Genomic DNA, 12,909 nt, shown 5'->3' on the forward strand with positions numbered 1-12,909 from the left:
ATGACCCTCGCGGACTTCTCGAAACGGCTCGTCGACGTCGACGGCGTCGGCAAAACCGTCTACGTCGCCGGATCCGGGGCGGCCGTGGTGCTGATGCCGGAGATGCCCGGCATCAGCCCGGACGTCGTCCGCTTCGCCCGCTGGATCCGGGACGCGGGTTTCACCGTCTACCTTCCGTCGCTCTTCGGTGTCGACGGCGCTTTCCCCACCGCCGCGGACGGGGAGAAGGTCGTCCGCCGCGCCTGCGTCAGCGCCGAGTTCCGGGCCTTCGCCGGCGGCGGCACGAGCCCAGTCGTGACCTGGCTGCGCGGGCTGGCGCGGAAGGCGTTCGAGGAGTGCGGCGGGCCGGGTGTCGGCGCGATCGGACTCTGCTTCACCGGCAACTTCGCCCTCAGCATGACCCTCGAACCGGCCGTCATCGCTCCCGTCGTCAACCATCCCTCGCTGCCGCTGGACGAACCGGCCGGGCTGGAACTCAGCGACGCGGACGCCGCCCGGATACGCGTGCGCGTCGAGCGAGACGGGCTGAAGGTGCTCGCCTACCGCTTCGAGAACGACCGGTGGTGCACCGGGCAGCGCTTCGCCGCATACCGGGCACTTCTCGGTGACGCGTTCGACGGTCGCGTCCTCCCCGACGAGGTGGCCAATCCCGAACCGCCGCCGTTCTTCCGTGACGTCGTGGCCTGCCCCCACAGCGTCGTCACCGCCCACCTCGTCGATCAGGAAGGCCATCCCACCGTCCGGGCCAGGGACGAGATCCTGGCCTTCCTCGCCGAACGGCTCAGCCCGGACGCACGCAATTCGTCACCTACTTGCGCCAGGCCAGGCACGCAAGTAGATGACGAATTGCGGGGGTCGGGGCGGGGTCAGGACCAGAGGTAGCGCCGCTCGGGCCGTCCCGTCCCGCCGTACTTGAGGGTCACCTCGGCCTTCCCCGTCGCCACGAAGTGCTCCAGGTACCGGCGCGCGCTCACTCGCGCGACTCCGGTCGCCTCCGCGCATTCGCTTGCGGACATCCCGCCGGCCGCGCCTCGCAGCGCGGTCTCCACCAGCCGCGCGGTCTGGACGGTGAGTCCCTTGGGCAGCACGGGTTTCGCGCTCGGCCGCGAGCCGAAGACCTGGTCGACGTCGGCCTGGCCCGCCTCGGCCAGCCGGTCCAGCCGCTGGTGCAGCGACGCGAAATGGGTGAGCTGATCCCGCAGGGACGCGTACTCGAACGGCTTGATCAGGTAGTGCAGGACGCCGCCCCGCATCGCCTGCCGCACGGTCTCCACGTCGGTCGCGGCGGTGATCAGGATGACGTCGACGTCCTCGGTGGCGCGCAGCTCCCGCAGCACCGAAAGCCCGTCGAGGTCGGGGAGGTAGACGTCCAGCAGCACCAGATCCGGTTTCAGCTCCCGCGCCAGGCGCAGCGCGTCGGCGCCGGTGTGCGCGACCCCGACCACGGCGAACCCCTCCGTGCGCGCGACGTATCCACTGTGGACTTTCGCGACCATGAAATCGTCGTCGACGACGAGGACCCGGATCATCGCGGCAACCTCGCCGTGAACACCGCGCCGCCGGAGTTGTGCACCTCGACGGAACCGCCCCGCCGGACGCACGCCTGCCGGATCAGCGCGAGCCCGAGGCCGCGCTGGCCATGTGCGGCGGCCTTCGTGGTGAAGCCGTGCTCGAACACTTCTTCCGCGATCTCCGGGGCGACTCCCGGTCCGGAATCGCGGACCTCCACCCGCACCTCGTCCTCCTCCTGCCACACGCCGACCTCGATCCAGCCACGCTCACCACCCAGCGCGTCCAACGCGTTGTCGACGAGATTTCCCAGCACTGTCACCAAATCCGTGGAGAGGCCGTCTTCGACACGGTCGAGTTCGCTGTCGGGGGCCATGCGCAGTCCGGCCCCGCGCTCCGCGGCCAGCGACGCCTTCGCGATCAGCAGCGCGGCCACCGCCGGGTCGCCGATACGCGAGCCGACCTCGGCGCGCCACTCCCCCTGCGCCGAGCTGATCCGGCTGACGTAGCCGCGGACCTCTTCGTATTCCCCGAGTTCCAGCAGCCCGGAAATGGTATGCAGCCGGTTGCTGAACTCGTGTGCCTGCGCCCGCAACGTGTCGGTGGCGTGCCTGCTGGCGTCGAGTTCGTCCCGCAGGGTCATCAGGTCGGTGCGGTCCCGCAAGGTGACGACGGCTCCCCGTACGTCGATCGGCATCCGGTTCAGCGTCAGCACCTTCCCTTTCCGCAGCACGATCTGGTCGGCGCCGGTCGCGCGGCCGGTGAGCAGGTCGCGGATCCGTTCGTTGAGATCGAGCTCCTCGACCGACCGGCCGACGGCGTCCTCCGGCAACGCCAGCAGTTCGCGGGCCTGATCGTTCGCCAGGGTGATCCGGTGCTGCGGGTCCAGGCCGACGACGCCCTCCTTGATGCCGTGCAGGAGCGCCTCCCGGTTTTCCACCAGGGCGGTGATCTCGTGCGGTTCCAGGCCGAGCGTCTGGTTCTTCACGCGTCGCGCCAGCAGCAGCGAACCGCTCACGCCGATCACCAGCGCGACTCCCAGCACCCGCAGGGCGTTGTCCGGCGAGTCGAGCACGCCGGCGAAGAATCCGGGGGACTTCGAGCCCACCGCGACCATGCGGACGACCTTGCCGCCCTTTTCGTCGAGCACCGGGACGTGCGCCACGATCGAACCGTCGAGTTCGCCGACCCACGACCGTCCAGAGAGGACAGTGCTCTCGCCGATGTCGAGCGGCGTCCGCACCTGACCCGGATCCGGTGACGCGAGCACGGAGCGGTCCGCTCCCGCGATCACCACGAAATCCACCCCGGAGAAGCTCCGCGCGGTCGCCGCGGGGGCGTTCAGTTCGAACGGGCCGTTCTCGAGGTCGCCCACGACACCCTGCGCGGCGACACTCTCCGCGACCGAAAGCGCCCGGCGTCCCTCGGTCGTGCGGAAGTTGTTCCCCGCCTGGACGACGGCCAGCACGCCCACCGCGCACAGTAGGCAGGTCACGACTACGAGTTGCCATACGAGGAGCTGGCGGGCCAAGGAACCCCGAGCACCCATCGCCACCTCCGCGTGACCAAAACGAACACAACAACCATTGGGCCCGCAAGCGGGACATCTCTGTTTACACGAGTGCAACATGTCCAACCACGCGGCAGAGAGGCGGGGATCACAGTGAAGCCCAGTAACTGGTTGGCCATCGCGGCGGCGCTCGTCGCCGTTTTGCTGGTGCCACCGTTGCTCACCCCGGGCAGCGAGGCCGACGAGGGCTCGCAGATCCGGTCGTTGCGGGTGCTCGTGCCCAACGCGCCCGGCGGCGGTTACGACATCACGGCGCGCACGGCGACCAAGGCGATGGAGGACGCGGACCTGCTCGGCAACGCGGAGGTCTTCAACCTCCCCGGTGCCGGCGGCACGGTCGGCCTCGGCCGCACGGTGGCCGAACGCGGCAACGGCAAACTCGTCATGTCCATGGGACTCGGCGTCGTCGGCAGCGTGTTCACGAACAAGTCGCCGTCTTCGCTGCTCGACACCACGCCGGTGGCGAAGCTGATCGAAGAGTCGGACATCGTCGTGGTCGGCAAGGACTCGCCGTACCAGAACATCGGTCAGCTGATCGAGGCGTGGAAGAAGGATCCCGGCGCGGTCCAGGTCGGCGGCGGTTCGTCGCCCGGCGGGCCGGATCACCTGGCGCCGATGCTGATGGCGAAGGCGGTCGGGCTCGCGCCCAAGGCGGTCAACTACGTCCAGTTCGACGGCGGCGGCGAGCTGCTCGCGTCGGTCCTCGGCGGCAAGGTCGCGTTCGGCGTCTCGGGCGTCGGCGAATACCGGGACCAGATCCAGGCCGGCACGCTCCGGGTGCTGGCGGTGACCAGTGAAAAGCGGATCCCTGGCATCGACGCGCCGACGCTTTCGGAGTCCGGTGTGGACGTCAAGTTCACCAACTGGCGCGGCATCGTCGCTCCGCCCGGCATCACCGAGGCGGACCGGGCGAAGCTGGTCGGCCTGTTCGACCGGCTGCAGAAGACGCCGCAGTGGCAAGAGGCCTTGCAGCGCAACGGATGGACCGGTGCGTTCGCGCCCGGGGAGCAGTTCGGTTCGTTTCTCAAAGAGGAGAACACGCGAGTGGCAACGGTGCTGAAAGAGCTGGGTCTGGCATGACGACCACGTGGCTGAAGGAGCGCTCCGAACTCGGGGTGAGCGTCGGGCTCGTGGTGCTCGGCGTCCTGGTGCTCACCGACGCGCTGAGCATCCCCACCGACTTCGCCCAGCGCGGTCCCGTGGGACCGAAGGCGGTGCCGATCCTGGTCGGCTCCCTGCTGCTGATCGTCGCCGTGCTGCTGGCGCGCGACGTGCTGCGCGGCGGCAAGGGAGAGGCCGAGGGCGGCGAGGACATCGACCTCACCGCACCCGCCGACCTGCGCACGGTCCTGTTGCTGTGCGGTGCCTTCCTCGCCAACGCGGCGCTGATCGGTCTGGTCGGGTTCCCGATCTCGGGCGCGATCCTGTTCTGGGGCGCGGCGTACGCGCTCGGCAGCCGCAACCTGGTGCGTGACCCGCTGATCGCGGCGGGCCTGTCCGTCGCGACCTTCCTGATCTTCAACAACCTGCTCGGTGTCCCGCTCCCCGGTGGCCCGTTGATGGAGGTGTTCTGATGCTTCAGCAACTCATCGACGGCTTCGGCACCGCGCTGACGCCGACCCATATCGCGATGGCGGCGATCGGGGTCCTGCTGGGCACCGCGATCGGCGTGCTGCCGGGGATCGGCCCGGCCATGGCGGTGGCGCTGCTGCTCCCGGTGACCTACGGGCTGGAGCCCACCGGCGCGTTCATCATGTTCGCCGGCATTTACTACGGCGGGATGTTCGGCGGCTCGACGACGTCGATCCTGCTGAACACGCCGGGTGAGAGCGCGGCGGTGGTCGCGGCCATCGACGGCAACCCGATGGCCCGCAAGGGACGCGGTGCGCAAGCGCTTGCGGCGGCCGCGATCGGGCATTTCATCGGCGGCATCCTCGGCACGATCGCGCTGGTCGTGCTGGCCCCGATCATCGCGAAGCACGCCGTCGACATCGGCGCGCCGGATCTGTTCGCGATCATGGTGCTGGCGTTCATCGCGGTCACCTCGGTGCTCGGCAGCTCCCGGATCCGCGGCGTGGCGTCGCTGCTGATCGGGCTCACCATCGGCCTGGTCGGGCTGGACGAGATGACCGGCCAGCAGCGGCTGACCTTCGGCTCGCTGCATCTGGCCGACGGCATCGACGTCGTCATCGTCGCGGTGGCGCTGTTCGCGGTCGGTGAGTCGCTCTGGGTCGCCGCGCATCTGCGGCGCAACGCGTTCAAGCCGATCCCGGTCGGCAGGCCGTGGCTTTCGCGCGCCGATCTGAAGCGGACGTGGAAGCCGTGGCTGCGCGGGCCGCTCATCGGGTTCCCCTTCGGTGCGGTGCCCGCCGGTGGCGCGGAGATCCCGACGTTCCTTTCCTACGTCACGGAAAAGCGGCTCTCGAAGCACAAGGACGAGTTCGGCAAGGGCGCCATCGAAGGCGTCGCGGGTCCGGAAGCGACGGCTTCGGCCTCCGCCGCCGGGACGCTGGTCTCGATGCTGACGCTCGGCCTGCCGACCACCGCGGTCGCGGCCGTGATGCTGGCGGCGTTCCAGCAGTACGGCATCCAGCCGGGTCCGCTGCTGTTCGAGCGGGAGTCTTCGCTGGTGTGGGGCCTGATCGCGTCGTTGTTCGTCGGGCTGACGCTGCTGCTGGTGCTGAACCTGCCGCTGGCGCCCCTGTGGGTGAAGCTGCTGCGGATCCCGCGGCCGTACCTCTACGCGGGCATCCTGTTCTTCGCCAGCGTCGGCGCGTACGCGGTCAACGCGGACATCTTCGACCTGCTCGTGATGTTCGTGATCGGCCTGATCGGCTTCGCGATGCGCCGCTACGGCCTCCCGGTGCTGCCGGCGATCATCGGCGTCATCCTCGGCCCGGCCGCCGAACAGCAGATGCGGCGCGCGCTGCAACTGAGCGACGGCAGCCTGAGCGGGTTGTTCAACACCCCGTTCGCGATCGTGGTCTACGTGATCATCCTGGTGATCCTGTTCTTCCCGCTGATCAAGCGTTTCCTGCCTTCCCGTCCCACCGCTCCCGAGACGGAGTCCAAGGACAAGGTCGACGCCTGACCAGTGGGAATCCGGCCCGGCCTCGACTGCCCCGAGGCCGGGCCTTCCCTCTCCGGCAGGAGGACACTTGTCCGCGCGAGTGATCTTTCCGGCGCCCCACGGCGACACGATCAGTCTCATGAAGATCCTTCACCGGCCCCCGGCCGTCAGCGACACCGAACGGCCGGTTCCCCGCTGGGCGACGCGTCTCGCCTACGCGCTCCCCTGGCTTCTGCTGCCTTCGTGTCTGTGGCGACTGCCTTTCGCCTTCCATTTCGAAATGGGGCAGGTCCACGATCGCGAGATGCCGGAACTCTGGTTGAGCATCTCGTACGTCCTCACACTGAGCGTGCTTTCCGAGGTGCTCGCGATCCTGGCCATCGGGCTCGTCCGAGGCTGGGGCGAGGTGGTGCCCCGGTGGATCCCGTTACTCGGCGGCAAAGCGGTCCGGCCGTTGGTGGCGGTCGTTCCCGCCGTGGCCGGAGGCTTGATCCTCACCGCGCTCTTCAGCTCGATCCCCCTCGGTGGAGACCGTCACCTCACCGTGCTCGGCGTGGTCGAAAGTGTCGGCTACATCAACGAAGGCTGGGAAACGCTGGCCACGATCTGCGTCACCCCGGTCGCCTTGTGGGGGCCGATCACCATCGTGCTGGGCATCGCTTATCACCACCGCCGAAAGGTAACGAAAGCATAACGGCGAGGTCGCGTTTTGAACCGGGTGTCCGCCGGGGCCGTTTCAGCCAACACGGAGTCAGTGACGTCGGCGGTGCCGGCGCCGCCTCCCCCGGGCTCCGGGCAACGACACCGAACGAGGTGAACAAGTTCATGCCCCGTAATCAAAGAACCGCCGGCCGCCACCGCATGGCACGTCGTACCAAGGTCGCCACCGGCGGCCTCGCGCTCGCCATCGCGGTCGGCGGGATCGTCGTGGTCACCACGACCGGAACCCCCGACGCGGCAAGGGCCGACGGCGCGGACAAGTCTTTCTTCATCGACATCACGAAGGTCCCCCGCGGTACCAACGTCAACCTCGACCTCGCGAAACGAGGCGCACGGGGAACGTTCACCGTGGACTGCGGCCGCAACGAGAACGGTCACTTCAACGGCGACAACTTCATCGCCCAGCCCGGTGTCCGCAATGGAGCCGAGCACCTCCACGACTACGTCGGGAACCTGTCGACCAACGCGGATTCGAACAACAAGAGCCTGCTGCGCGCGGGCACGACCTGCAAGAACGGTGACAAGTCCGCGTACTTCTGGCCGGTCATCCGGATCAACACCGAGGAAGAGGAAGAAAACGAGGCGGCGAACGAGGAGAAACTCGCCGCCGACCGCGCGAACGCGGCCAAGGACGAGGCCGCCGCCCAGGTCGACTGCCCCGACGTCGCCAGCGAACTCGACGAACTCAGCGAGGTCCCCGACCAGGCCACGCCCGCGGTCGACGAGAACCTCGACAAACTCGACCAGGACTCCGACAACGCGAACAACCAGCTGGCGCAAGGAAAACAAGCGGCCCAGGTGCTCGACGAGCTGAAGAACAAGCGGAAGCCGTCGATCAAGGAGATCGCCGACACCATGCGGCAGGCCGGCAAACCGGTCGCGAAGAACGAAGACCAGCTCGCCGGCTGCGCGGTGAAGCAGAACGGCGAAGGCGGGCTCGACAACGGCGGCGAGAACAGCAACGTCAACGCGGCGGGCGACGCCGAGAAGAAGAAGTCCGACGGTAAGGCCGCGGACCTGCCCGGCGTCAACGACAACAACGAGATCGGCGATAACGAGGGCGAGATCCAGCGCGCCGAGAAGGTCGACCTGACCTTCACCAGCGGCGGCGCCCGCCGGGTCGTCGCGATGCCGAAGTTCCTGCGCGTGCTCTACGGCGATGCCAAGCAGAGCACCAACGGCCCGGCCAACGCACGGCCGAGCTGGACCTGCACCGGCTTCGAGGACCGGCTCACGGAGCTGTACCCGATCTGCCCGCGAGGCAGCAAGGTCGCCCGCGTCCACGCGTTCCCGAACTGCTGGGACGGGAAGAACACCGACAGCGCCAACCACCGCACGCATATCGTGTTCTCCGACCGCAACGGGAAATGCCCGCGCGGCTTCAAGAACGTGCCGCAGCTGCGGATCACGCTGGTGTACGACATCCCGGCGGACATCCAGGCGGCCGGTCAGTACGCGGTCGACGCTTTCGCGCAGGAGAAGCACAACCCGCGCTCCGACCACGACGACTTCGCGAACGTCATGTCGCAGCGGCTGATGAACCAGCTGGTGAAGTGCATCAACAGCGGTAAACGCTGCCGTCAGTAGGCGAATCCGCAGGATGTCATGAAAGAGTCGTTCAAGACGTTTTTCGTCCTGAACGACCCTTTCATGACATTTCTCAAGCGAGGGGGCGCGGCGGGGATGACCCGCGCCCCCACCCCCCGCGCCGGGGGTCCGGTTCCCGGCCCGGCGTAGGGGTTCCGGGCCGGGAACCGGCGAGCGATACGGTTTTCCCTCCCTGGAAACCGGACCGCCCGGTCTTGGTCAGGCCGTCGTGGACAACCGGCTCACCCGGTCGAACACGAGCGGCACCGCGACAGCGGGGTTCAGTTCGGCGAGGACCGCCTCGGCGTCCAGGCCTGGCAAGTGGATCCACGCGCTGTCGGCGAAATCCGGGGTCGTGACGCTGATCCGGGCACAGCGGGCGGGCGGGACCAGCGCGACCCCGAACGGTTCGACCACGTTGCGCCACACGGATTGCGAGACGATCATCCCGGCGCCGAACTTGTCGCCCGTCGGATCCGAGCGGCACCAGTAGCCGACGGCGTCGTTGAAGGTGGAGGCGCACAGCAACCGGGTCAGCGTGATGTACGTGCGGTGGTAACGGTGGTTGTCCGCCATCGGTCCCATGTGGACCGCCACCCGCGCCCGCATCGGGACCCTGGCGTAGCGGTTGCGGGTCCGGAGCAGATGGTCCAGGTGGAACACGACCTCGCAGAGCTGGCCGACGGCGTGGTCCGGATACGCGACCATCAGCCCGTCCCCGGTCTCCCGGAAGTGACGCGCTTCCCCCGGCGCGAGCCCGACCGCGGTGAACGAGCGGGAAACCAGTGTTTCCATCTCGTTCTTCATCGGGTCCAACAGGTCGTCACTGGCCCTGGACGAACCGACGATGTCGACGGACAGCACGGCGTGGGTGTGCGCGTTGTATTGGCCTGAGGTCAGCACCTGCATCTCTGCGACCCCTCCCCTGATCGGTGAAAACTGGCGGCAGGAAGCAGTGTTCCCACTCCTCACCGGAAGTTCTGTTCGGAACCGAACAAAACGTGACCTCGCGCTGGTCAACGCCAGTGAGCTAAGTCACACCTTTTTCCGTGATCACCCGCAACGCCTCGCGGTCGAGCACGGTGATCGCACGGCGCGAACTGGCCACCACTCCCGCCTTCCGGAGCTTGTCCAGTGCCTGCGCGACCATGGTCCGGCCCATCGGGATGAACTGCGCGAGTTCGTCCTGGCTCAACGGGATCCCGATACGCCAGCCGGCGGGTGTCCGGATGCCACAGACGTCGACGAGATAGTCCAGCCGCGTCGCGACCCGCGCCACCGCCTGCGGTTTCCAGGACTGCGTCCGCTGCCGCTGGGCGAGCACGAACCGCCGGGCGACACTGACGAGCACCTCCCGCATCGCCGCCGGATGATCCAGCAGGAACCGGTTGAACTCGCTCGCCGCGATGCGCCGGACGTGCACCTCTTCGATGGCGACGACGTCGGCCATCCGGATGCCGCCCGCGATCACCGCGATCTCGCCGTGCAGATCGCCGGGCACCCCGACGTCGAGGATGACCGTCGCGCCCATCCGGTCGGCGCTGGTCACCTTCACATAACCGTGCCGCAGCAGCATGACGAAGTCGCCGGGCTCGCCCGAGCGCATCAGCGCCTGTCTGCTCTCGTAGGTCTGCGGGGTGCCCATCTCCAGCAACCGGGCACGGACGGGTTCGTCCAGCCGCTCCAGGAACGGACGTTCTCTCTCTTCGGCGGCCTCCGGGCCCAAACCCACGAAACACCCTCCCAGGCAGTCGTGAACACCTATCGCGGAGAGTAACCGAATCGGCCACCCGATCCGGCGGCGGAACCGTCGTGCGTGGTGAAGATGCCCAGGCGGACCAGTTCCGATCTGATCCACTCGGCCAACCGGTGCAACGGTCCGTCTTCGGCCTCGACGAAATAGCTGTCCACGATCTGGTGTCGCCTATCGGCGTGCTTCGCCGCATAGAGCAGCGCTGACCGTACCTCCGAAACCTTGAGCGGAGCGACCTTGATTCCCGGAGCCGGCCGCACGGTGCTCTTGGCGGCCATCACCGCCAGTACGGCTTCCTCCAGGCTGAACCGGTGCTCCACCGGTACGACCACATGTTCCACGCCCTCGACAACCCGGCGCCCGATCAACGGCATGCTGTCAGATCAGCATGACGCACGGCCGTAGTCTGTTCGGCACCGAACACTCAACCCGGTTCGGCCGCCTCGATGGCCTCTTCGAGCGTTTCCCGGTACAGCCGCAACCGTTCGACGAGCATCACCGGATCCGGGTTCTCGTCCCGCGCGTGTCGTTCCAGCTTCTCGGTGGTCTGCTTCACCGTCACCCGCAGTTCGACGACTCCGGGCGTGTTCCGGCCCTTCCCGTTCTCCAGTCGCGACACCGCCCGCCGGAAGACGGCCGCGAGCTCGGCCTCGCCCGGCCGCACCTCTTCGATGGCCGTCAGCGCCCGCCCGAGGAGGCTGAAATGGTCGTAGGCGTTGTCGTGCGCCGGCGCACGGACCTCCCTCTGCGGCCTCGATCGCCTGCTGTTCAACACCAAGAACGCGGTTTCCGCCGGAATCAGCACGGCCAGAACGGCGACCGCGCCGAAGAGCCAGGCCGCCGGATGCGGGTAGGTCACCGCACGGCCGATCAGTCCGGCGATCAGGCTGAGCACCACCGCGACGACGTGGAACGGGCGGTTGTCGTGTTCGGCCATGTCAGAAGTTGCTGAACACGTTGACGAACACCTTGTCGATGCCGTACGGGTCGACGGCCCGGTAACTGCGGGCCTTGGACTTCTGCGCGATCTCGTCGAGGACCCGGCTGTCCGCCTCCGCGCCGTAGGCCATGGTGAAGATCCGGACGGAGTTGTCCAGCCGCTCGGCGTCGACGCTCTGCAGCACCTGCTCCCTGGTCCCGATCTCGGTGTTCTCTCCGTCGGTCAGGAAGACGACCGCGTTGATGAGGTTCGGGTCGAACTCGCGGCGCATCTTCTCGTTGGCCGCGATCACGGTCTCGTACAGCGCGGTATTCCCTTTCGGGGTCAGGTTGTCGACGAGGTCGAGCATCGGGCCACGGACGTTCTTCACCTTGCCGATCGGCATCTTTTCCTCATACCCGTCCGAGAAGGTCCACAGCCCGACCTCGTCCTCAGGATGCAGGAACTCGAGCTGTTCGCGGATCGCGGGTTTCAGCAGCGCGATCCGGCTTTCGGAATACGGCTTGTCCTTGCGGTTCTTGTCGAACGGTTCGTTCATGGAGCCGGAAAGGTCCAGCACCAGCAGGATCCGGCCGCGTCGCTGCGTGTACTCCCAGCCGTCCAGCATCTTCTGGATCTGTTCACCGGTGGGCACCCCGATGGGCCGCGGTTCGGCGACCCCTTCGGTGTGCACGCCCTTGGCCAGCTTGTCGTTCCCGCGGCCATCCGGGTCACGGAAGCCGAGGTCACGGAACCGGTCCTGTTGCGCGGGCTCCCGCAGGAAGTCGTAGAAGTCCTTGGCCGCCGAGCGCTGTTCCGGCGACGCCTTGGCGGTGGTGAGGAAGGGATGGTCGATCAGCATCGTCCCCTCGCTCGGGTGCACGGCGACGAGCGGCCGGTTCAGCGGGGCCGGTTCCTTCCCCAGCTGTTTCGGGTTCCCGGTCGGCGCGCCGTGGTTGTAGAGGTAGACCATCTGTTCCTGCATCGCCATCGCGCTGATGTAGGGCGTGGGCTTCTTCTGGTCCTCTTCGTACAGCGTCTTCAGGAAGGCCACCGAATCGTCGCTGTAGTAGGCGACCGAGGCCTCGATCCCGCGGACGAACTGGACGGTTTCCGCCGTGTCGATCTTGCCGTAGTCGCCGCCCGTCGCCGCGAAGTAGGTCGCGATGGTCGCGGCGAGCCCCGAGGTCGACCGGCGCGGATTGTCCTTGCCCAGCGTGAAGTTGCCCCACTTCGCGTTCTCCGGACCGGTGGAGGCCCAGCCGCCGTTGCGGTTCACCTCGAGTACGTCCTTCCAGCCGATGCCCTTCGACGGCCAGCCCAGTTCCTTGGCCATCGGTTCCGGCATCGCGATCACCATCGGGCTCGTCGCGAGCGAGGTCTTCGGACCGTTCGCGATCAGGTCCCCTTTGCCGCGCTGGCGCAGCAGATCGAGCCACAGCGAGGAACTCGGCATCCAGGCCTGCGGTTCGGGATGCCGCTCGTCGATGTCGTTCCAGCCCTTGGCGATGAGGTCGAGCGTGGCACCCGAAGTCTTCTTGAACGCCTCGACCTTCGCGCACCGCCCGCCGTCGAACGTCCGGCCGGTGTTGTTGTACCGCTCGGCCAGTTCGGCGACCAGGTCGCCCTTCTCCGTGGAGGAACTGACGACCAGCCGGACGCAGTCGGTCCTCGCCGCGTTCGACGGCGCGGTGACCGTGGTCGCGAGCAGGACGATCACGAGCGTCCCGACGAGCGCGCCGAAGACGAGCGAAACCCAGCCTGATCTCCGCATGCGCGCC

13 protein-coding genes are annotated in these 12,909 nt (G+C 67.8%); 6 read left to right on the forward strand and 7 right to left on the reverse strand.

Features of this window, described 5'->3' with window-relative positions; all coding sequences use genetic code 11:
- A complete protein-coding gene (locus ACLJO0_RS33200) occupies positions 1-882 on the forward strand; it encodes a dienelactone hydrolase family protein (RefSeq protein ID WP_410582919.1) in 882 nt (293 codons plus the stop codon).
- On the opposite strand, the gene ACLJO0_RS33205 is transcribed toward ACLJO0_RS33200, so the two are convergent.
- Together ACLJO0_RS33205 and ACLJO0_RS33210 are read right to left on the reverse strand one after the other, a co-directional pair.
- Complete coding sequence (locus tag ACLJO0_RS33205) at positions 867-1,529, reverse strand: response regulator (protein ID WP_410582920.1); 663 nt, start codon at positions 1,527-1,529, stop codon at positions 867-869. The genes ACLJO0_RS33200 and ACLJO0_RS33205 overlap by 16 nt on opposite strands.
- On the reverse strand, positions 1,526-3,058 hold the full coding sequence (locus tag ACLJO0_RS33210) for an ATP-binding protein (RefSeq protein WP_410582921.1): 1,533 nt from the start codon (positions 3,056-3,058) through the stop codon (positions 1,526-1,528). Before ACLJO0_RS33210 ends, ACLJO0_RS33205 begins: the two co-directional genes overlap by 4 nt.
- 132 nt (positions 3,059-3,190) lie before the next feature.
- On the opposite strand from ACLJO0_RS33210, the gene ACLJO0_RS33215 reads away from it, so the two are divergent.
- The 5 genes from ACLJO0_RS33215 (at position 3,191) to ACLJO0_RS33235 (ending at position 8,456) form a co-directional block, all read left to right on the forward strand.
- A complete protein-coding gene (locus tag ACLJO0_RS33215) occupies positions 3,191-4,159 on the forward strand; it encodes a Bug family tripartite tricarboxylate transporter substrate binding protein (protein WP_125796380.1) in 969 nt (322 codons plus the stop codon).
- Positions 4,156-4,653: a tripartite tricarboxylate transporter TctB family protein gene (locus ACLJO0_RS33220; RefSeq protein ID WP_125796283.1), complete on the forward strand. Its 498-nt coding sequence runs from the start codon at positions 4,156-4,158 to the stop codon at positions 4,651-4,653. The genes ACLJO0_RS33215 and ACLJO0_RS33220 overlap by 4 nt, the downstream gene beginning before the upstream one ends.
- Entirely contained in the window at positions 4,653-6,170 is a 1,518-nt protein-coding gene (locus ACLJO0_RS33225; protein ID WP_410582923.1) for a tripartite tricarboxylate transporter permease, read from the forward strand. Before ACLJO0_RS33220 ends, ACLJO0_RS33225 begins: the two co-directional genes overlap by 1 nt.
- A gap of 118 nt (positions 6,171-6,288) precedes the next feature.
- Positions 6,289-6,843 (forward strand): hypothetical protein, encoded by a 555-nt coding sequence (locus ACLJO0_RS33230; protein WP_410582925.1) that lies wholly within the window; start codon positions 6,289-6,291, stop codon positions 6,841-6,843.
- Positions 6,844-7,010: 167 nt separating this feature from the next.
- The gene (locus ACLJO0_RS33235) at positions 7,011-8,456 is read left to right on the forward strand and encodes a DUF1996 domain-containing protein (protein ID WP_410582927.1); all 1,446 of its coding nucleotides are present in this window, start codon (positions 7,011-7,013) and stop codon (positions 8,454-8,456) included.
- Between the two features lie 219 nt (positions 8,457-8,675).
- On the opposite strand, the gene ACLJO0_RS33240 is transcribed toward ACLJO0_RS33235, so the two are convergent.
- From ACLJO0_RS33240 to ACLJO0_RS33260, 5 genes are all read right to left on the reverse strand, one after another.
- Positions 8,676-9,365: a hypothetical protein gene (locus ACLJO0_RS33240; protein WP_125796287.1), complete on the reverse strand. Its 690-nt coding sequence runs from the start codon at positions 9,363-9,365 to the stop codon at positions 8,676-8,678.
- Between the two features lie 121 nt (positions 9,366-9,486).
- On the reverse strand, positions 9,487-10,188 hold the full coding sequence (locus ACLJO0_RS33245) for a Crp/Fnr family transcriptional regulator (protein ID WP_125785789.1): 702 nt from the start codon (positions 10,186-10,188) through the stop codon (positions 9,487-9,489).
- Positions 10,189-10,217: 29 nt separating this feature from the next.
- The gene (locus tag ACLJO0_RS33250) at positions 10,218-10,583 is read right to left on the reverse strand and encodes a hypothetical protein (protein ID WP_007034234.1); all 366 of its coding nucleotides are present in this window, start codon (positions 10,581-10,583) and stop codon (positions 10,218-10,220) included.
- A 50-nt stretch (positions 10,584-10,633) separates the two neighbouring features.
- Entirely contained in the window at positions 10,634-11,146 is a 513-nt protein-coding gene (locus tag ACLJO0_RS33255) for a hypothetical protein (RefSeq protein ID WP_410582929.1), read from the reverse strand.
- Position 11,147: 1 nt separating this feature from the next.
- On the reverse strand, positions 11,148-12,902 hold the full coding sequence (locus tag ACLJO0_RS33260) for a substrate-binding and vWA domain-containing protein (RefSeq protein WP_410582931.1): 1,755 nt from the start codon (positions 12,900-12,902) through the stop codon (positions 11,148-11,150).
- Positions 12,903-12,909 lie beyond the last annotated feature (7 nt).

It is taken from the genome of Amycolatopsis sp. lyj-108, from assembly GCF_046549005.1.
Taxonomy (GTDB): Bacteria; Actinomycetota; Actinomycetes; order Mycobacteriales; family Pseudonocardiaceae; genus Amycolatopsis.